Here is a 19,446-nt window from a genome sequence, read left to right as displayed (position 1 = left end):
ACGATTTTATAACTTTCGATATTATGACATTGTGACTTTTAGAAGTATATTTGCTTAAATTTATAACAGCATGCAATTACTTATATACTTATTCTTTTACCCAATTCTTTGGCTTATTTCTATACTTCCGTTTAGGGTTTTATATTTTTTTTCTGATGTTGTTTATCTTCTAGTATATTATATTATTGGCTATCGAAAAAAAACAGTTCGAAATAATTTAAAAATAGCCTTACCTCATTTATCTGAAAAAGAGAGGCTTATTATAGAAAAAAAGTTTTACAGCCATATGTGTGATATGTTTTTAGAAATGATAAAAACAATTACAATTTCTCAGTCTGAAATAGAAAAAAGATTCAAATTTAATAATCTAGAGGTTTATTTAGAGTTAGAAAAAAAACAAAAAAGTATTGCCATACTATGTGCCCATTATGCGAGTTACGAATGGGTTGTATCTATGAATTATCATATCAATTTTACAGGATATGGCATTTATAAAAAAATTTCGAATGAATACTTTGACAAGTTGGTAAAAGACATTCGGTCTAAATTTAAAGCGGTCTTAATAACAACCAAAGAAACCTCTAAAACGATTCAAGAAAACGCGATTAGTGGAAAATTAGGTGTTTTTGGTTTTGCAAGTGACCAAACACCAAGATGGTCTGATAACTTATACTGGTATCATTTTATGGGAATCGAGACGCCTATTCATATTGGTGCCGAAATTCTTGCCAAAAAATATGATATGAATGTTATCTTCTTAAAAACTAAGAAAATAAAACGAGGCTACTATGAAGCAAGTTTCGAAGTCCTAACGGAAGATGTAAAATCGGTTCCTAATTATAAAATTTCAGAAGACTTTATGAGTCGTGTAGAACAACAAATATACGAACAACCTGAATATTATCTTTGGACACACAAACGTTGGAAACACAAAAAAAAGGTTTAAATTTTAAACCAACTTTTTACCATTTCTAACTCCTTATTTAAAGCTTTTTTGTGCACATATTCATTACTTTTTGCATTGTAATGATAATCGCTAGACCATTGTTTGTGGTTTTCGGCTAAAGATTTTATACTATTACAAACAAACTCTATCTCTGAAGTTGTTGTTGTTGGGTGTATAGACATTCTGATCCAACCTGGTTTTTGCAATAAATCGCCTAAGTCTATTTGGCAAACTAAATCGTGCGACATTTTTTGGTCTACATGAAGCAAATGATGCCCGTAAGTTCCTGCGCAACTGCAACCACCACGGGTTTGAATCCCGAATTTGTCATTTAATATTTTTACGCCTAAATTAAAATGCAAATCGGTAATATAAAAAGAGATTACACCCAATCTATCCTTATGCTGACTGGCAAGAATATTTATATTTTCGATATTTCCAAGGCTTTCAAAAACAAACGAAACTATTTCGTGCTCTCGCTTCAAAATAGTAGCTACGCCCATTTGCTCTTTTAGCTGAATGGCTAAAGCTGTTTTTATAACCTGAAGAAAACCTGGTGTTCCTCCGTCTTCTCTATCTTCGATATTGTCTATATACTTGTGTTCGCCCCAAGGATTTGTCCAAGAAACTGTTCCTCCACCTGGACAATCTGGTATATTATTTTTGTATAAATTTTTATTAAAAATGAGTACGCCAGAAGTACCTGGTCCTCCCAAAAATTTGTGTGGAGAAAAGAAAATAGCATCAAGATAACTTTCTGAATCCGTTGGGTGCATGTCTATAGTTACATAAGGTCCTGAGCAAGCAAAATCTACAAAGCAAACACCTTTATTCTGATGCATTAACTTTGCCACTTCATGGTAAGGTGTTCTTATTCCCGTCACGTTAGAACAGGAAGTAATCGAAGCAATTTTGAAACTTCTGTCTTTATATTGTTCTAGTAATTTTTTTAAATTATCTACACAAAATAAACCTTGCTCGCAGGAAGGAATTACAACCACATCGGCAATAGTTTCTAACCAAGAGGTTTGGTTAGAATGGTGTTCCATGTGCGAAATAAAAACAACAGGCTTTATTTCGTTGGGGATATTTGCAAATTCTTTTAGATTTTCGGGCATTTTAAGCCCTAAAATACGTTGAAATTTATTAATAACACCAGTCATTCCTGTGCCATCATTTATTAAAACATCATCGCCATTTGCGTTTACATGGCGTTTTATGATATGCCTTGCTTCATGATATGCCATAGTCATAGCTGTACCTGAAACAGTAGTTTCGGTATGAGTATTGGCTACAAAAGGACCAAATTCGTTCATTAATTTTTCTTCAATAGGACGATACAAACGACCACTGGCGGTCCAATCTGTGTAAATTATTTTTTGTGTACCAAAAGGCGACTCAAATTCTTGGTTAATACCAATAATATTATTACGAAATTGCTGAAAATATTGTTCTAATTCAGTCGAGGTTTGGGTAGCAATCATGATGTTTTAATTTAGTTTCAAAGATACATTTTTTTAAATATTTCAGAAAAGTGACAACTCATAAAGTTTTGCAACAATGACTAAAACATTTTGGGCTGTTTATTTTGGAATATTTAAAGATAAATTTGGTAAATTTTGATGAACTTCTTGAATAAAAAAATACCGTTTTGCTAGTAGGCGATGGTCGGGGTTAATGATCCTTAATATTTCAATTAATCACAATATTACAAATACAAAAAAATATTCCCGTTAAGCCTTATTCCCGACTATTGCTTACTAGCTGTTGTGCGGTCGTTTTTTTTCACAATGTTTCTGGTTTAATCTTTTCGATTATTATTTTCTGTAATTTTTCTGGTTCTGAATTATAAACTGTGTGTCCAGATTTTTTCATCCAAAACATCTTCTTTTTTGGTGCTTTTATAAATTCAAAGTAATCTTTTACAATATAATGAGATTTAAGTTTATCTCCATTTCCTTCGATAAAATATATTGGGCAATTAATTTTCCGTAAAGTTTCAAAAAGATTGTTTTCTGTCGATTTTTTCCAAATTGGAAACCAAGTTGCCAACCATTTATAATAGTTGGTTTTGAAATCCTCTTTTCTTGCAAATTCTACTCCATTATGAATAAACAACCATTTTTGAGAATAAAACAAATCATTTTGATTTTCAAATGGAATTTTTACCAAGTTAAGTTCGGTTATTGCATTACTATCTTTAGTTTTTATTGCCCAATTGTTCAACATTTCCATAGTTAATTTTGATGCTTTATTTTGGTCTACAATTGGACTTATTGGAATGTAAGCATATAATAATTCGGAATGTTTTTCTGCAATGTCAAAGCCAAGAACTGAACCCCAAGAATGCGAAACTAAGTATAATTTTTTATGTTTGAATTTTTCTAAAACGTACTTAATCAATTCATAAGCGTCATTTTTAAAAAGTTCAGGAGTTAAATTTTCATTTACTGAATTTATTTTTCCTGTTTCTCCAGTTTCTCTTTGATCCCAATTTACAACTACAAATTCATTTTTTAGTTTTTCAGTGAATTTTTCTGAACTTTCTACTAAAGAAGTTCCAGGTCCACCGTGTAAAAATAAAAGAATTGGATTTTCTTTGTTATTTCCTTTTATGCTAATAAATTGTTTAATTCCACCGATTTGAACAATTTCGGTAGTGTCGATTTTGAGAATATTAATATTTTCAAATTTTTGACTTTGACAAACAAAAGATGTTAAAAGCAAAATCAGTAAAAAGCTTGTTTTTTTCATTTCAAATTTTCTTTCGGTTTTCTGTCGTTCTAAAATGACGCACAACTGACAGATTTGAGAAACCAGTCAGGTATTTTATCTTTTAAATTCCCGCTATTACTTTAATCTCATCTATAATTCGTAAAGCTAATTTATCAGCTTCTTCTTGTGTTGCTGCTTCGGTATAAATACGAATAATAGGTTCTGTATTCGATTTTCGCAAATGTACCCAGTTTTCTGCAAAATCTATTTTCACCCCATCTATGGTTGTAATATTTTCATTCTTATATTTTTCGGTCATAGCAGTTAGAATGGCATCGACATTTATTTGTGGTGTCAATTCAATTTTATTCTTGCTCATGTAATATTGTGGGTAACTGGCACGCAATTGAGCAACCGTTTTCTCCTGATTGGCTAAATACGTTAAGAACAAAGCTACACCCACCAAACTATCACGACCATAGTGCAACTCTGGATATATAATTCCGCCGTTACCTTCACCGCCAATAATAGCATTCGTTTTTTTCATTAATTCTACCACATTCACCTCTCCTACTGCACTGGCTTGGTAGCTTCCGTTGTGTTTGTTTGTAATGTCACGCAAAGCTCTAGACGAACTCATATTTGAGACTGTATTTCCTGGTGTTTTACTTAAAACATAATCGGCACATGCTACAAGTGTATATTCTTCGCCAAACATTTCGCCATCGTTAGATATAAAAGCCAGACGATCTACATCAGGATCTACCACAATTCCGAAATGAGCTTTTTCTTCTAATACTAATTTACAAATATCGCCCAAATGTTCTTTTAATGGTTCAGGATTGTGCGGAAAATCTCCGTTTGGGGTACAGTATAATTTTACGACTTCTACACCCATTTGTTCTAACAAATTAGGGATAATGATTCCGCCCGAAGAATTTACGGCATCAACCACTACTTTATATTTTCTTTTGGCAACCGCTTCAACATCTACCAAAGGCAAATTTAGTACTTCATCTATATGAATATCCATATAAGAATCGTTAACGGTTATTTCTCCTAAAGTATCTACATCAGAAAAATCGAAAGCTTCGGCATCTGCAATTTCTAGAATTTTTGCACCGTCATCGCTACTTAAAAACTCCCCTTTGGCATTTAATAGTTTTAATGCGTTCCATTGTTTTGGATTGTGAGAAGCGGTAAGAATAATTCCGCCATCGGCATTTTCTAAAGGAACTGCAATTTCAACTGTTGGTGTTGTTGATAAACCTAGATCGATAACATCTATCCCTAAACCTAACAAAGTATTCATTACTAAATTATGAATCATTGGTCCTGAAATTCTTGCATCACGACCTATAATGACTTTTAGTTTGTCTTTATTGCTACTTTGTTTTAAGAAAGTTCCGTAAGCCGAAGCAAATTTTACTGCATCAACTGGGGTCAAATTATCTCCAACTTTTCCGCCTATTGTGCCACGAATTCCTGATATCGATTTTATTAAAGTCATTGTTTGTTTTTTGCGTTTTAAATACAAATATAAAAAGGTTCTAAGGTACAAAGATACAAAGGCGCTGTGTTTTTTTTATATATTTACAAAACCTTTACAAATCAAATCATTAGAACTTTAATACGTCTTAAAATGAACTATCTCGCACACTTATTCCTTTCGGGAAATAATGATTTACTAAAAATTGGCAATTTTATGGCCGACGGGATTCGTGGCAATGATTATTTAAATTTTCCAGAAGAAGTAAAAAACGGCATTATTTTGCATCGTCATATTGATACTTTTACCGATGCGCACCCCATGTACCGAAAAAGCAAACACCGTTTGCATGAAAAATACGGACATTATGCTGGCGTAATTATGGATATTTTGTACGATCATTTTTTAGCCAAAAATTGGAGTCATTATTGTGATGAAAAGTTAGAAGATTATGCAGCAAATTTTTATAAATCGCTAGAAGATAATTATAACATTCTAACAGAGAAAACACAACATCTTTTGCCATATATGACCCAAAGGAATTGGTTAGTAAATTATGCAACCATTGCAGGAATAGAAATGATTTTGTTTCAAATGGATTATCGTACAAAACACAGAGCCAATATGCAAGAAGCGGTTGTCGAATTACAAGAATTTTATGTTGAATTTGAAGAAGAATTTACTTTGTTTTTTGAAGAATTGAGCGCTTTTTGTTTAGAAAAAATAAAAAATAAAACACGAAAATAAACCACATAGAAACAAGCGTTAGATAGACCAATTCTTGGTTCACAAAGCTATGTTTTGCTGTAATAAAGTGAAACAGCTTTAATTAAATTAACAAAAGGTATGTTTCTATGTGGTTAAAAAATAAAAAAAACGAATTACACCCAAAGGGTTAAATTAAATATACTTCTACCCTCATCAAAATAATCAATCAAAATTGTACCTTTGTTTTTTACTTCAACTATGTTAGAAAACGATAATACCATCGAAGTTATTGGCGCTCGCGTTCATAATCTCAAAAATATAGACATTTCTATTCCTCGTGAAAAACTGGTGGTTATTACTGGACTTTCAGGTTCAGGAAAATCATCTTTGGCTTTCGATACCATTTATGCCGAAGGACAACGCCGTTATATAGAAACTTTTTCGGCTTATGCCAGACAATTTCTGGGCGGATTAGAACGTCCTGATGTAGATAAAATTGATGGGTTATCGCCCGTAATTGCCATCGAACAAAAAACAACTTCTAAATCGCCACGTTCTACGGTAGGAACAATTACAGAGATTTATGATTTCCTACGTTTGCTTTTTGCTCGTGCTGGTGAGGCGTACAGTTACAATACAGACGAGAAAATGGTTTCCTATTCTGATGAGCAAATTAAAGATTTAATCATCAAAGATTTCTCTGGAAAAAGAATCAATATCCTCGCACCTATTATTCGTGCAAGAAAAGGACATTATGCCGAATTGTTTCAACAAATTGCCAAACAAGGTTTCTTGAAAGTTCGTATTAATGGCGAAGTAAAAGACATTACCACAGGTATGAAACTTGACCGATACAAAACCCACGATATAGAAACCGTTATCGACAGGATTGTAGTAGATACTACTGATGATGTGCAAAAAAGAATATCAGAAAGCATTAATACAGCCATGCATTACGGAGAAAATGTATTAATGGTTTTAGACCAAGATAGCAACCAAGTTCGATTTTTTTCTAGAAATTTAATGTGCCCAACCACTGGAATATCATACCAGAATCCTGAACCAAACTTATTTTCGTTCAATTCGCCAAAAGGAGCTTGTCCTAATTGTAATGGTTTGGGAACAATTAATGAAATAAATATTAAAAAAATAATTCCAAACCCTAAATTATCTATTAAAGCTGGTGGATTTGAGCCACTTGGCGAATATAAAAGTTCTTGGATTTTTAAACAATTAGAATTTATTGCTGAAAAATTCGATTTTAAATTAACTGATGCTATCGAAACCATTTCCGACGAAGCCATGCAAATGATGCTAAATGGAGGCAAAGAAAAATTCTCAGTAACATCAAAAACGGCTGGCGTTACCAAAGAATATAAAATAGAATTTGAAGGAATTTCGGCATTTATAAAATCACAACACGACGATTCAGGTTCATCGACCTTAAAACGTTGGGCAGCAGCATTTATGGACGAAGTAAATTGCCCTACCTGCCAAGGTTCTAGACTAAAAAAAGAATCATTATATTTTAAAATAAACGAACAAAATATTGCCCATTTATCTAATATGGACATTTCGGACTTAACAGCTTGGTTTCACGATTTAGACAATCATTTGTCAGACAAACAAAAACGAATTGCTACCGAAGTTATTAAAGAAATAAAAGACAGATTAAACTTTTTGATGAATGTGGGTTTAGAATATCTAGCCATTAGCCGAAGTTCGAAATCCCTTTCTGGTGGCGAAGCACAACGCATTCGTTTGGCAACTCAAATTGGGTCGCAATTGGTAGGTGTTTTATATATTTTAGATGAACCGAGCATTGGTTTGCACCAACGTGACAACGAAAAACTAATACATTCGTTAGAACAATTACGAGATATTGGAAACTCTGTTATTGTAGTAGAACATGATAAAGACATGATAGAACGTGCCGATTATGTGATTGATATTGGTCCAAAAGCAGGAAAATATGGAGGCGAAATTATAAGTAAAGGAACACCTAAAGAAATACTAAAAGGAAATACCATTACTGCTCAATATTTGAACGGAACAATGAAATTTGACATTCCGAAAAAACGTCGTGAAGGCAACGGAAAATTTCTAAAATTAACCGGTGCAACTGGAAATAATTTAAAAAATGTTTCGATAGATTTGCCTTTGGGAAAATTGATTTGCATAACTGGAGTTTCAGGTTCGGGAAAATCGACATTAATAAACGAGACGCTCTACCCTATTCTGAATGCCTTTTATTTTAATGGTGTAAAAAAACCAAAACCCTACAAAAAAATTGAAGGTTTAGAACATATTGATAAAGTTATTGATATAGATCAAAGCCCGATTGGACGAACACCACGTTCTAATCCTGCCACTTATACCGAAGTTTTTACCGAAATTAGAAACCTGTTTACCATGACTTCCGAAAGTATGATTCGTGGTTATAAAGCAGGACGTTTTAGTTTTAATGTAAAAGGCGGACGCTGCGAAACCTGTGAAGGTTCTGGCGTTAGAACCATAGAAATGAGTTTTCTGCCCGATGTATATGTAGAATGCGAAAACTGTCAAGGGAAGCGTTTTAACAGGGAAACACTCGAAATACGGTTTAAAGGAAAATCTATTTCTGATGTCTTAAATATGACCATTGACGAAGCGGTTCCGTTTTTTGAAATGATTCCCAAAATACACCGAAAAGTAAAAACCTTGCAAGATGTTGGTTTGGGTTATATTACTCTAGGACAACAAAGTACAACACTTTCTGGAGGCGAAGCCCAACGTATAAAACTGGCTGGCGAATTAAGCAAAAAAGATACGGGAAATACCTTTTATATTCTAGATGAACCCACAACAGGTTTGCATTTTGAAGATATTAGAGTGCTAATGGATGTGATTAATAAATTAGTCGATAAAGGAAATACCATCTTGATTATCGAACACAATATGGATGTGATAAAACTCGCCGATTATATTGTAGATATTGGTCCTGAAGGCGGAAAAGCTGGTGGAAATGTGGTGGCTAAAGGAACGCCAGAAGAAGTGGCAAAAAATAAAAAAAGTTATACGGCAAGGTTTCTTAAAAAAGAATTACTTTAGCTTGCTGTTTTTTACAAAAATATAAATTGAACACGGGTGCCCTAGCCCTGATTGTAGCGATATCCTTTTTCTTGCTCCTTTAGCAAGGAAAAGATATAGCGAAAAGCAGGAAATAGCTCCTAAAAAAATAATAAAATGAAATTAAAAGATTTTGACCACGACGAAGACAAGGTAATACAAGACAAACTGAAACAAAAAACGTGGAATGAGATTCGTACTAACGATTCATGGGCAATTTTTAAGATTATGTCGGAGTTTGTAAATGGTTACGAAAGTATGGCGAGAATTGGACCTTGTGTGTCTATTTTTGGTTCGGCCAGAACAAAACCAGATGATAAATATTACATATTAGCAGAAAATATTGCTTATAAAATAAGTAAAGCAGGTTATGGGGTAATTACTGGTGGAGGCCCAGGAATTATGGAAGCTGGAAACAAAGGGGCGCATCGTGGCGAAGGTACTTCGGTTGGATTGAATATCGTGTTGCCTTTCGAGCAGCATTATAATCCTTATATAGACAAGGATAAAAACCTTAATTTTGATTACTTTTTTGTTCGTAAAGTGATGTTTGTGAAGTATTCGCAAGGATTTGTGGTTATGCCTGGTGGTTTTGGAACTCTTGACGAATTATTTGAAGCTATTACTTTGATCCAGACCAAAAAAATTGGAAAATTTCCTATTATTTTAGTTGGTACTACTTTCTGGTCTGGATTGATGGATTGGGTGCAACAAGTGATGATAGAACGTGAAAAAACAGTTTCGCAAGATGATATGAAACTTATTCAGATTGTAGATACCGAAGATGAGGTGGTTGATGCTTTGGATAGATTTTATAAAAAATACGATTTGAGCCCAAATTTTTAGGCTAAATTATGTAATTGTTTAATCGTTTCATTGAAAGTTTATTTCGGTTAAACGATTAAACAAATATACAGAGCATAAAATTACTACAAATACCTTTCTGCTATAACATTTTGATGGTGAATTGCATGTCCGGAAATAATAAATCCGATTGCTAAAACTGATATTTCTTTGCCTGATGCAGTTCCTTTTGCAACTAACATTTCTTGTGTAAAACTATCAAATAATTTTATGGTCGATTTTCTAACCAGTATAAATTCCTGAAGCAAATCTGGCATTTCGATAGTCGTTGTGTTTACGTTTGCGGCATAATCATTTTCTTCGAAACCAGCAATGGGTGTGCTGTCAAATCTTGCAAAACGCAAGGCTCTGTATGCAAAAATCCTTTCGGTATCAATAATATGTCGAACGATATCTTTGATACTCCATTTATTATCTTGGTATTTATAATTGTGTTTTTCTATCGAAATGTTTTCGATAAAAGTTACAAAATCATTTAAATTTTCTTCCATCGCTAATACACAATCATCATTTTTTACGTGATTTATATAAGTGCCGTAATATGCTGGATAATCTTTTTCTAATAAGTTTTTCATGTCTAGATAATCTTTTTTTTTATTGAAATATGTGCTATAGTATAAATAGACTCTTAATTTAGTTTTTTGTGCCTGTTTTATAAAATAAAGATAAAAAAAAAGTTCGCCGAAGCGAACTTTATATTACATATTTTTAAATATGGTATGCATTAACCTTTTCTTATCGTTGATGCTTTCGTCGAGAGAAATCATAGTTTCAGTTCTGTAAACCCCGTCTATGTCGTCTATCATATAAATAACATCTTTAGCGTGTTTTGTATCTCTTGCTCTAATTTTGCAAAAAATATTAAATTTTCCTGTCGTAACGTGTGCTACGGTAACATAAGGAATTTCGCTAATTCGTTCAAGCACAAATTTTGTTTGCGAAGTATTGTTAAGAAATACCCCTACATAAGCAATAAAAGAATATCCTAATTTCTCATAATCTAATGTTAATGAAGAACCTTGAATAATTCCTGCATCCTCTAATTTTTTTACACGAACGTGAACTGTTCCTGCAGAAATTAATAATTTTTTTGCGATATCTGTAAATGGAATTCTTGTATTGTCAATTAACATATCCAGAATTTGGTGATCAACTTCATCTAAACGAAACTTACTCATAACTAATTATTTATATTATATATTCTTGTATTCTTGTATTTATCTTGTAAATACAAGACAATTATTGTGTTTTTATTAAACCATTAACAAATTTAATGCTTTTATTTAAACGAAAATTTGCTTTTTTACCAATTTCGGGAAAATTATTCGAATCATCACTGTAATCTCCTTTTTTTCCATCATATTCTTGGTGTCCAAAAAAGGTCATTTCGTCTTCAATCTCAGTAAAATAAGCCTCGAAAACGATTTTGTCATTAATAAGAATTTCTTTAAACTGGGCTGCAAAGGTAGTAATTATATTTAAGGATTTATAATTAACACTAAAATTTCTGTAAATAAAATCGACAAATGACACTTTATTTTGAGGAATATTTAGATAATTAATAGTTTTATCGTCTATTGTATTGTTATTGTAAATAAATTGTAAACCAGACAATAATGCCACAAAAATATATTTTCTAGTTTCTTCACGCTCGTAATCTCCTTGATAATGCCCTGCTTCAAACAATATTGTTGGCACGTTTAACGACTGAAACATATCTCCAATACAGTTTATATTAAACGAATCGTCGAATCTCCCTACCTGATTGGGAATGTGTTTTTGCAACTCGTCATTCATAGCCACAATAACATTTATAGCCTTACCACGCGTGTCGTTATAGGCTCTAGCCTCATTATAAGCGGGTGCTAAGAAAGAAACTGTTGCAGGATTTCGAGTATTGTTTACCGCAAAAATAGTACGTTGATCATGAAGATTGAAGCAGTAATCAGGTTTAAAACATTTAAACATTTCTCGCAATAACTGACTTTCGGGCTGAGATAAATTTACCGAATCTCGATTTAGATCTATTTTATTTGCATTTTCACGTGTATATACTTCTGCACCGTCAGGATTTAAAATAGGAATACACAATAGGGTAAACTCTTTTTTTATCTTATTTGCTTGTTCAGAATCTTGTTTTAAGAAACTAAACAAATCAAAAAGTGCTTTTGTAGTTGTCGATTCGTTTCCGTGCATTTGCGACCACATGAATATTTTTCTAGAACCTGTTCCAATTTCAACAGCATATATTGGCTTTTTATTTACCGAATAACCTATTGTAGAAACTTCAAAATCATTCGAAAAAGTTTCTAAAATTGGTTCGATGTGTTTATTAGTAATGTACCTACCAAACAGTTTTTGCTGTTTTATTTCCGAGAATATTTTAATTAAATTCATAGCATTAATTTATAGTTTACAAAAGTAAACATCTTATTTTTTACAATTGTAAACAATAAAACAAATCGATTAATTGCTTTTTGTAAACAATATTTAAGCTTAAAACAGATTAATAAGAAAGCATTATCATTACTATATATTATTTTTAATTTAAACAAGTTAAACACCTGTTTATTAATCTTTTATATATATTTATTTAAAGTTTTTAATTAGCAATATATGCTGTTTTACAAATGTAAAATAGGATATGTAAATACTATTGTTTACATTTGTAATCTGTTATTTATTTAATACGAATTTACAATGGTAAACATAGATGATTTTATAAAAAGACTCGAAATTATACTAGATTATTACGGCTTGTCTGCTTCCGGATTTGCTGATAAAGTTGGCGTGCAACGCTCTAGTTTGTCTCACCTACTCTCTGGCAGAAACAAGCCTAGTTTAGATTTGATACTTAAAATTAATGAGAATTTTCCCGAAGTAGATTTGTATTGGATTTTGAATGGAAAAGGAAATTTCCCAGAACTAGAAATTAAAACAGAGCCAAATATTCAAAACACTACTCCTATTTTAAATAGTAATATTGAAGAAAATATGCCCGAAGATTTTCCTAATTTGTTTTCTGATGAAGATCAGAATGTAAAAAATCCTGTGTTTGAAAATATAAAAAATAATTTTTCAAACACAGGAAATACGTCAAATGCAAAACACAATTCTGAAATTGAAAGAATTGTTGTTTTTTACAAAAATGGAAGTTTCAAAAATTACTTGCCAGAATAATTTTTGCAATTGCATTAAAAAACAATAAAAAATAGAATGTTATTGTTTTTACTTATCTAAAATTTAAGTCGTTTTTTAAAATTTCGAATAGGTAAAATCGCTATTGGGTACGAAACTATTTTCTGGAATTTTCCCTAAAACACCAATATAATTTTGTTCGAGTATTTTAATATCTGATTCGATATTTCCTGTTGGATAAAATGGTTCACAAAGTTTTACTTCTTTATCTCCAAAATTAAAAACTACTGGGATTATTGGTACATTGGCTTTCATGGCAATGTAATAAAAACCCGTTTTCCATTCGGCTACTTTTTTTCGAGTTCCTTCGGGTGCAATGGCAAGACGAAAAATTTCTCTTTTGGCAAAAATATTTGCAATTGCATCTACTTTATTTAGTCCGCCAGTTCTGTCTAGAGGCTCCCCGCCCATCCAGCGAAAATAGGTACCAAAGGGAAACTTAAACAATTCTTTTTTGGCTACAAAATTCATTTCTAAACCTGTAATTCCTCTTGTAAAAATACCCAAATAAAAATCATGGTTACTCGTGTGAGGAACTGTAATCATTACACATTTTTTTATTTCTGGCGCAATGAATCCTTTAATTTTCCAACCCATGAGTTTAAAGAAAATTAACTTATATATTGTTCTTTTCATTTCTAATTTTTATCAAAAATAGTACTATATTTACTATTTGAAAACGCAAATTATGAATTTCAAGCGACTTTTAAGCTATTTAATACCAATAAAAATAGAAGAAGTAAAATCTAGCATTAATAAAAATCTGGAAATAACTTGGAATAATGGACAACTTGTGCTGGATTCTAAAAACACTAATTTTTCTTATGGAAGTTTGCAAAAAGTATTACATTTTGGATTGAAAGAAGTTGGTTTCGAGAGGATTAAATCTTTCAAAAACATTTTAGTTTTAGGTGTTGCAGGCGGAAGTGTTATTAAAACTTTGATTGATGAAATACAATATGAAGGAGAAATTACCGGTATTGAAATAGACCCTAAAACAATAATTTTTGCTAATAAATATTTTGGGTTAGACAAAATTAAAAACCTTCAGATTACGATTACTGATGCTAAAAAATTTATAACAGGAACTAAAGAAACTTATCATTTAATTATCATCGATATTTTTGAAGATGATATTATGCCTGCTTTTCTTTTTGAAAATGAATTTATAAGTAATATCCTAAAAATTTTAAAGGCAAACTCGTATGTTGTATTTAATACAATTGTAAATAATAATGCAGATGAAATTAGAAATGAAAATTTCGTGAAATTAATCGCGTTAAAACACATAAAAATAGAACGAATTGCTAACCTTGAAGGAAATAATGAGTTACTTATTTTAAATAACTTACTTTAACCTTATGGGAATATAAATTTCTTCATCGGCATTGCCTTGAGGATTATAATTTTCATTTAAAATTTCAAAATGTTCTCGATTATCTAATTCATACAACGAATTAGGTAGCCAAGTATTAAATATATATTCAAAAATTGGGAACGCATTGTTTGAAGGTCCGTTGTATTTAAAAACAGCAAACAAACCTTCATTTATGCTATAGGTTTCCATTCCTTCTGGGATATGATTATAATCTGAAACTTCTATTAGTGCCCATTTATAGAAAGGAATTGTAGGATTTGATTGAAAGTTATCACTATAATTTTGAAGCGAAAATTTATATGTTCCTATTCTATTTATAATTGCGCCATGTCTTGGCATAAAATTGCTCCAAAGCTGAAAAGTCTTATCGTTTGCAAAAGACATTTCCAATTTATTTCCAATCAATTTTTTTTTGGGAAACGTAACAATTTTCGGGTTTTCTAGCATTAGGCTACATCATCAATTTGAAAACTATTTAAAAATAAAATAGCTTTTTCGATATCATAATGCAAGATTCTATCTTCGGTAACTAACGGCACTTCATCTCTAAATGATTTGAGGAACATTTCTAAAAAATCGCTCGATTGCAAAGGTCTTCTAAACTCAATAGCTTGTGAAGCATTCATTAATTCGATAGCTAAAATACGTTCTAAATTTTCGACAATTTTTAAGGTTTTTGTAGCTGCATTTGCGCCCATACTCACATGATCTTCTTGCCCATTACTAGAAACAATACTATCTATACTTGCAGGTGTTGCTAACTGTTTGTTCTGACTGGCGATACTTGCCGCTGTATATTGCGGAATCATAAATCCTGAATTTAATCCTGGATTACTCACTAAGAATGGAGGTAAATCTCGTAAACCAGATATTAATTGGTAGGTTCTTCTTTCGGAAATACTACCTAATTCTGCCACAGCAATTCCTAGAAAATCTAAGGCTAAAGCTAATGGTTGTCCGTGAAAATTTCCGCCAGAAATAATTATATCGCTTTCTATAAAAATATTAGGATTATCGGTAACTGAGTTAATTTCGGTTTTAAATGTTTTTTTTGCATAATCAAAAGCATCTTTACTTGCGCCATGAACCTGAGGAATACAACGGAAAGAATACGGGTCTTGAACATGCTTTTTCTCTTGGGCGATAATTTGGCTTCCTTCTAATAAATCATTGAAACGACGAGCTGTATTTATTTGTCCTTTGTGCGGACGAACCATGTGTATTAATTCGTTAAAAGGTTCTATTCTTCCATCAAAACCTTCTAAAGAAATGGCTGCAATAACATCGGCTAAATAGGATAATTTCGATATTTTTATTAAGGAATAAACGCCATAAGCACTCATAAATTGAGTACCGTTTAATAATGCTAAACCTTCTTTAGACTGTAAAACGATTGGCTTCCAGTTCATTTTTTCTAAAACTTTATGACTTGGTTGTCTGAAACCATCATAATATACTTCGCCTTCTCCTAATAATGGTAAAGATAAATGTGCTAAAGGTGCTAAATCGCCCGATGCGCCAAGTGAACCTTGTGTGTATATGATAGGAAGAATATCATTATTATAAAAATCGATTAATCGATTAACCGTTTGCAATTGCACGCCAGAATGTCCGTAACTTAAGGATTGTATTTTAAGCAACAACATGAGTTTTACAATTTCATGTGGTACTTCATCTCCGGTACCGCAAGCATGAGATTTAACAAGATTTTCTTGTAGTTTAGATAGGTTTTCATCAGAAATAATCACATTACAAAGCGAACCAAAACCAGTATTTATACCATAAATTGGTTTGTCGTTATTTAGCATTTTTGTATCTAAATAAGCACGGCATTTTTCGATATTTAATATGGCTTCTTCAGAAAGCGCAATTTGTTTTCTTTCGTAAATAATTTGTGCTACTTCTTCAATTGAAATAACATCGGAGGTGATATAATGGGTATTGTTCATTTTGAATTTTTAAGACCCCAAAATTCCGCAAACAATAATTAAAAAGCAACATTTTTTATTAGTATTTATTTTAAGGCGAGAATATCCAATTAAAAAATTACTTGATAATATGCAAATAAGCTTCACCTAGCGTTTCGATAATATCTGAAGCAATAAAAGATTGATAACCTACTTTTGGATAAGCAATATCAGCTGTTAATCCGTGTAAATAAACGCCAATAATGGCTGCGTTAATAGGTTCGTATGATTGTGCTAAAAGACTCGTAATAATGCCTGTTAGTACATCTCCACTACCCGCAGTGGCTAATGCCTGATTTCCTGTAGTATTTTCGTACGTAGATTTATTATTAACAATCATTGTTGGTGCTCCTTTTAAAACAAATATCAGATCATATTCTAAACAAAGTCTTTTAACCTTTTCTAGTTTTTCTTCTTCCGAACTCCATTTGCCAATTAGTCGTTCCAATTCTTTTTGATGTGGTGTCAGAATTGCTTTTTTGGGTAATAATGACAACCATTCGATATTTTGGGAAAGAATATTCAAAGCATCAGCATCAATAACCAATGGCAACTTATTGCTCTTTAGAAAATTATAAAAGGCATGTTGCGTGTCTGGATGTTGTCCCATTCCTACTCCAATACCAATTGATTTGAGATTCAAATCAAAATTAATCAAAGCAATGTGTTCCAAATAATCATCGGTAATAACCATAACTTCTGGCACTGAAATTTGTACAATATCGCAACCACATTTTGGAATATAAGCAGTTACAAGTCCTGCTCCTGATCTTATACAAGCTTTTGAAGCTAAAACCACCGAACCCATTTTACCATAACTCCCTCCAATAATCAAAGCATGACCTTGCAATCCTTTATGGGTATATTTATCGATGGGTTTATATCTTTTGATAATTTCTTGTGTATCAATTTGACAAAAATTTCTCATAATTAAAACTTAATTTAGATTATAAATTTACAACTTTAAAAATATAAATTGCCATAAAATGGATTGAAAAATGAGAACCAAATATAATATGCTAACAATAATAAAATTAATTCTTACACTTTTTGTCACTCCATAAAAAATGAATACTTTAGCACCTTATAACTTACATTCAAAAAACAATGAAAAATACAGCATTAACAAACATTCACGAAAGTTTAGGAGCAAAAATGGTTCCATTTGCAGGCTACAATATGCCTGTGCAATATGAAGGAGTAAACGCAGAACATGAGATTGTTCGTACTGGTGTTGGTGTTTTTGATGTTTCTCACATGGGAGAATTTTTCTTAAAAGGCGAAAATGCTTTGGCATTAATACAAAAAGTAACGTCAAACGATGCTTCAAAATTAGTTGACGGAAAAGCACAATATTCTTGTTTACCAAATAATGAAGGTGGAATTGTAGATGATTTAATCATTTATAAAATTGCCGACAATCATTATATGTTAGTGGTAAATGCTTCTAACATAGAAAAAGATTGGAACTGGATATCCTCTCACAATGATTTAGGTGTCGATATGCAAAATCTTTCTGATAGTTATTCGTTATTAGCTATTCAAGGACCAAAGGCTGCCGAAGCAATGCAATCATTAACATCTATCGATTTAGTAAACATGCCATATTATTCTTTCCAAATTGGAGAATTTGCAGGTCTGAAGGACGTTACTGTTTCAGCAACTGGTTATACTGGCTCTGGAGGATTTGAGATTTATTTTAAAAATGAAGATGCAGAAGCTATTTGGAATAAAATTTTTGAAGCTGGAAAACCATTCGGAATCAAACCAATTGGATTGGCTGCTCGTGATACTTTACGTTTAGAAATGGGATTTTGTTTGTACGGAAACGATATCAACGATACCACATCACCACTAGAAGCAGGTTTGGGTTGGATTACAAAATTTGACAAAGAATTTACAAATTCGGCTAATTTAAAAAAGCAAAAAGAAGAAGGTGTTGCTAGAAAATTAGTTGCTTTTGAAATGCAAGAACGTGCAGTTCCTCGTCACGATTACGAAATTGTTGATGCGTCAGGAAATGTTATAGGAATCGTAACTTCAGGAACCATGTCGCCAAGTATGAATATAGGAATAGGTTTGGGCTATGTACCAACTTCGTTTTCTACAGTAGATAGCGATATTTTTATCAGAATTAGAAAAAATGATGTTTTAGCAAAAGTGGTAAAATTGCCATTTTATAAAAAATAGGTTCAAAATTGCAAAGTAACAAAGGTTCAAAGTTTTTTGAATTTGGTTTTAAAAAGTTATTTTTGCATAAATTTTTTTGAATATCGAATGTTGATTAACGAATGTCGATTTCAGAAGTTTAAAATAGAAAAATAGAAATGGGAAGAGCATTCGAATTTAGAAAAGGAAGAAAAATGAAGCGTTGGTCGGCAATGGCCAAAGCATTTACCAGAATTGGTAAAGATATTGTAATGGCTGTAAAGGAAGGAGGACCAAATCCTGAAGCAAACTCAAGATTAAGAGCCGTTATACAAAACTCGAAGGCAGTAAATATGCCTAAAGAAAATGTAGAACGTGCCATTAAAAAAGCAACCGACAAAGATACAGCAAACTACAAAGAAATACTTTTTGAAGGTTATGCACCACACGGAATCGCAATTTTGATAGAAACCGCATCCGACAATAATAACAGAACGGTTGCCAATATTAGAAGCTATTTTAATAAATGTAACGGTACAATGGGAACACAAGGTTCAGTCGAATTCATGTTCGATCATACTTGTAATTTCCGAATTCCTGCAAACGGAATGGATCCTGAAGAATTAGAATTAGAATTAATCGATTTTGGTGCCGAAGAAGTTTTTGAAGACGAAGATGGAATCTTAATTTATGCGCCTTTTGGAAGCTTTGGAACCATTCAAAAAGAATTAGAAACAAGAGGAATCGAAATTTTATCTTCTGGTTTTGAGCGTATTCCACAAATTACAAAAGAACTTACCGAAGCTCAAATTGCCGATGTAGAAAAACTAATCGAAAAAATTGAGGAAGATGAAGACGTAATGAACGTATATCATACCATGCAAGAATAATTTTTTTTAAAGTCCAAAGTCATAAAGTTTTAAAG

At 32.0% G+C, this 19,446-nt stretch carries 18 protein-coding genes; 8 read left to right on the top strand and 10 right to left on the bottom strand.

Features of this window, described 5'->3' with window-relative positions; all coding sequences use genetic code 11:
- Positions 1–70: 70 nt before the first annotated feature.
- Positions 71–946 (top strand): lysophospholipid acyltransferase family protein, encoded by an 876-nt coding sequence (locus B0A57_RS07570; RefSeq protein ID WP_034101703.1) that lies wholly within the window; start codon positions 71–73, stop codon positions 944–946.
- Here B0A57_RS07570 and B0A57_RS07565 read toward each other — a convergent pair.
- The 3 genes from B0A57_RS07565 to glmM all read right to left on the bottom strand — a co-directional run bounded on the left by B0A57_RS07565 (position 943) and on the right by glmM (position 5,171).
- Positions 943–2,430 (bottom strand): aminotransferase class V-fold PLP-dependent enzyme, encoded by a 1,488-nt coding sequence (locus B0A57_RS07565; protein WP_011963016.1) that lies wholly within the window; start codon positions 2,428–2,430, stop codon positions 943–945. The genes B0A57_RS07570 and B0A57_RS07565 overlap by 4 nt on opposite strands.
- A gap of 301 nt (positions 2,431–2,731) precedes the next feature.
- Positions 2,732–3,700, bottom strand: a complete 969-nt coding sequence (locus B0A57_RS07560) for an alpha/beta fold hydrolase (RefSeq protein ID WP_038466395.1) — start codon at positions 3,698–3,700, stop codon at positions 2,732–2,734.
- A gap of 82 nt (positions 3,701–3,782) precedes the next feature.
- Entirely contained in the window at positions 3,783–5,171 is a 1,389-nt protein-coding gene (gene glmM / locus B0A57_RS07555; RefSeq protein WP_011963010.1) for a phosphoglucosamine mutase, read from the bottom strand.
- Positions 5,172–5,303: 132 nt separating this feature from the next.
- On the opposite strand from glmM, the gene B0A57_RS07550 reads away from it, so the two are divergent.
- From B0A57_RS07550 to B0A57_RS07540, 3 genes are all read left to right on the top strand, one after another.
- A complete protein-coding gene (locus B0A57_RS07550; protein ID WP_038466392.1) occupies positions 5,304–5,897 on the top strand; it encodes an acyl carrier protein phosphodiesterase in 594 nt (197 codons plus the stop codon).
- Positions 5,898–6,116: 219 nt separating this feature from the next.
- Complete coding sequence (gene uvrA, locus B0A57_RS07545; protein ID WP_038466390.1) at positions 6,117–8,948, top strand: excinuclease ABC subunit UvrA; 2,832 nt, start codon at positions 6,117–6,119, stop codon at positions 8,946–8,948.
- Between the two features lie 135 nt (positions 8,949–9,083).
- Positions 9,084–9,812, top strand: coding sequence for an LOG family protein (locus tag B0A57_RS07540; protein ID WP_011963001.1), 729 nt, complete (start codon positions 9,084–9,086; stop codon positions 9,810–9,812).
- An 83-nt stretch (positions 9,813–9,895) separates the two neighbouring features.
- Here B0A57_RS07540 and B0A57_RS07535 read toward each other — a convergent pair whose 3' ends face one another.
- The 3 genes from B0A57_RS07535 to B0A57_RS07525 all read right to left on the bottom strand — a co-directional run bounded on the left by B0A57_RS07535 (position 9,896) and on the right by B0A57_RS07525 (position 12,227).
- The gene (locus B0A57_RS07535; protein WP_011963000.1) at positions 9,896–10,405 is read right to left on the bottom strand and encodes a DinB family protein; all 510 of its coding nucleotides are present in this window, start codon (positions 10,403–10,405) and stop codon (positions 9,896–9,898) included.
- Positions 10,406–10,528: 123 nt separating this feature from the next.
- A complete protein-coding gene (locus tag B0A57_RS07530) occupies positions 10,529–11,008 on the bottom strand; it encodes an Lrp/AsnC family transcriptional regulator (protein ID WP_011962999.1) in 480 nt (159 codons plus the stop codon).
- A 61-nt stretch (positions 11,009–11,069) separates the two neighbouring features.
- On the bottom strand, positions 11,070–12,227 hold the full coding sequence (locus tag B0A57_RS07525) for a M14 family metallopeptidase (RefSeq protein WP_034098072.1): 1,158 nt from the start codon (positions 12,225–12,227) through the stop codon (positions 11,070–11,072).
- 303 nt (positions 12,228–12,530) lie between these two features.
- Here B0A57_RS07525 and B0A57_RS07520 point away from each other — a divergent pair, with 303 nt between their 5' ends.
- Positions 12,531–13,010, top strand: a complete 480-nt coding sequence (locus B0A57_RS07520) for a helix-turn-helix domain-containing protein (RefSeq protein ID WP_011962997.1) — start codon at positions 12,531–12,533, stop codon at positions 13,008–13,010.
- A gap of 75 nt (positions 13,011–13,085) precedes the next feature.
- Here the strand turns inward: B0A57_RS07520 and B0A57_RS07515 are convergent, their stop codons facing one another.
- Entirely contained in the window at positions 13,086–13,664 is a 579-nt protein-coding gene (locus B0A57_RS07515; RefSeq protein ID WP_034098070.1) for a 1-acyl-sn-glycerol-3-phosphate acyltransferase, read from the bottom strand.
- A gap of 52 nt (positions 13,665–13,716) precedes the next feature.
- Here B0A57_RS07515 and B0A57_RS07510 point away from each other — a divergent pair, with 52 nt between their 5' ends.
- A complete protein-coding gene (locus B0A57_RS07510) occupies positions 13,717–14,385 on the top strand; it encodes a spermine/spermidine synthase domain-containing protein (protein WP_011962995.1) in 669 nt (222 codons plus the stop codon).
- Here the strand turns inward: B0A57_RS07510 and B0A57_RS07505 are convergent.
- The 3 genes from B0A57_RS07505 to B0A57_RS07495 all read right to left on the bottom strand — a co-directional run bounded on the left by B0A57_RS07505 (position 14,377) and on the right by B0A57_RS07495 (position 17,301).
- Complete coding sequence (locus B0A57_RS07505) at positions 14,377–14,853, bottom strand: GyrI-like domain-containing protein (protein WP_034098068.1); 477 nt, start codon at positions 14,851–14,853, stop codon at positions 14,377–14,379. The genes B0A57_RS07510 and B0A57_RS07505 overlap by 9 nt on opposite strands.
- A complete protein-coding gene (hutH, locus tag B0A57_RS07500; RefSeq protein ID WP_034098066.1) occupies positions 14,853–16,355 on the bottom strand; it encodes a histidine ammonia-lyase in 1,503 nt (500 codons plus the stop codon). The genes B0A57_RS07505 and hutH overlap by 1 nt, the downstream gene beginning before the upstream one ends.
- A 97-nt stretch (positions 16,356–16,452) precedes the next feature.
- Positions 16,453–17,301, bottom strand: a complete 849-nt coding sequence (locus B0A57_RS07495; protein ID WP_034098064.1) for an NAD(P)H-hydrate dehydratase — start codon at positions 17,299–17,301, stop codon at positions 16,453–16,455.
- Between the two features lie 179 nt (positions 17,302–17,480).
- Here B0A57_RS07495 and gcvT point away from each other — a divergent pair, with 179 nt between their 5' ends.
- Both gcvT and B0A57_RS07485 read left to right on the top strand, forming a co-directional pair.
- Positions 17,481–18,563, top strand: coding sequence for a glycine cleavage system aminomethyltransferase GcvT (gcvT, locus tag B0A57_RS07490; protein WP_011962992.1), 1,083 nt, complete (start codon positions 17,481–17,483; stop codon positions 18,561–18,563).
- Positions 18,564–18,700: 137 nt separating this feature from the next.
- The gene (locus tag B0A57_RS07485; RefSeq protein ID WP_011962991.1) at positions 18,701–19,411 is read left to right on the top strand and encodes a YebC/PmpR family DNA-binding transcriptional regulator; all 711 of its coding nucleotides are present in this window, start codon (positions 18,701–18,703) and stop codon (positions 19,409–19,411) included.
- Positions 19,412–19,446: the final 35 nt, after the last annotated feature.

The sequence above is a fragment of the Flavobacterium psychrophilum DSM 3660 = ATCC 49418 genome (genome assembly GCF_002217405.1).
Classification (GTDB): domain Bacteria; phylum Bacteroidota; class Bacteroidia; order Flavobacteriales; family Flavobacteriaceae; genus Flavobacterium; species Flavobacterium psychrophilum.
The sequence above is the reverse complement of the archived record's forward strand: the minus strand, read 5'-3'. Positions and strand labels throughout refer to the sequence as shown.

Coding starts and splice junctions, on each gene's coding strand:
- hutH (WP_034098066.1), bottom strand. CDS start 16,355: ATGAACAATACCCATTATATCACCTCCGATGTTATTTCAATTGAAGAA.
- glmM (WP_011963010.1), bottom strand. CDS start 5,171: ATGACTTTAATAAAATCGATATCAGGAATTCGTGGCACAATAGGCGGA.
- B0A57_RS07570 (WP_034101703.1), top strand. CDS start 71: ATGCAATTACTTATATACTTATTCTTTTACCCAATTCTTTGGCTTATT.
- uvrA (WP_038466390.1), top strand. CDS start 6,117: ATGTTAGAAAACGATAATACCATCGAAGTTATTGGCGCTCGCGTTCAT.
- B0A57_RS07485 (WP_011962991.1), top strand. CDS start 18,701: ATGGGAAGAGCATTCGAATTTAGAAAAGGAAGAAAAATGAAGCGTTGG.
- B0A57_RS07525 (WP_034098072.1), bottom strand. CDS start 12,227: ATGAATTTAATTAAAATATTCTCGGAAATAAAACAGCAAAAACTGTTT.
- gcvT (WP_011962992.1), top strand. CDS start 17,481: ATGAAAAATACAGCATTAACAAACATTCACGAAAGTTTAGGAGCAAAA.
- B0A57_RS07565 (WP_011963016.1), bottom strand. CDS start 2,430: ATGATTGCTACCCAAACCTCGACTGAATTAGAACAATATTTTCAGCAA.
- B0A57_RS07520 (WP_011962997.1), top strand. CDS start 12,531: ATGGTAAACATAGATGATTTTATAAAAAGACTCGAAATTATACTAGAT.
- B0A57_RS07505 (WP_034098068.1), bottom strand. CDS start 14,853: ATGCTAGAAAACCCGAAAATTGTTACGTTTCCCAAAAAAAAATTGATT.
- B0A57_RS07560 (WP_038466395.1), bottom strand. CDS start 3,700: ATGAAAAAAACAAGCTTTTTACTGATTTTGCTTTTAACATCTTTTGTT.
- B0A57_RS07515 (WP_034098070.1), bottom strand. CDS start 13,664: ATGAAAAGAACAATATATAAGTTAATTTTCTTTAAACTCATGGGTTGG.
- B0A57_RS07540 (WP_011963001.1), top strand. CDS start 9,084: ATGAAATTAAAAGATTTTGACCACGACGAAGACAAGGTAATACAAGAC.
- B0A57_RS07495 (WP_034098064.1), bottom strand. CDS start 17,301: ATGAGAAATTTTTGTCAAATTGATACACAAGAAATTATCAAAAGATAT.
- B0A57_RS07535 (WP_011963000.1), bottom strand. CDS start 10,405: ATGAAAAACTTATTAGAAAAAGATTATCCAGCATATTACGGCACTTAT.
- B0A57_RS07550 (WP_038466392.1), top strand. CDS start 5,304: ATGAACTATCTCGCACACTTATTCCTTTCGGGAAATAATGATTTACTA.
- B0A57_RS07530 (WP_011962999.1), bottom strand. CDS start 11,008: ATGAGTAAGTTTCGTTTAGATGAAGTTGATCACCAAATTCTGGATATG.
- B0A57_RS07510 (WP_011962995.1), top strand. CDS start 13,717: ATGAATTTCAAGCGACTTTTAAGCTATTTAATACCAATAAAAATAGAA.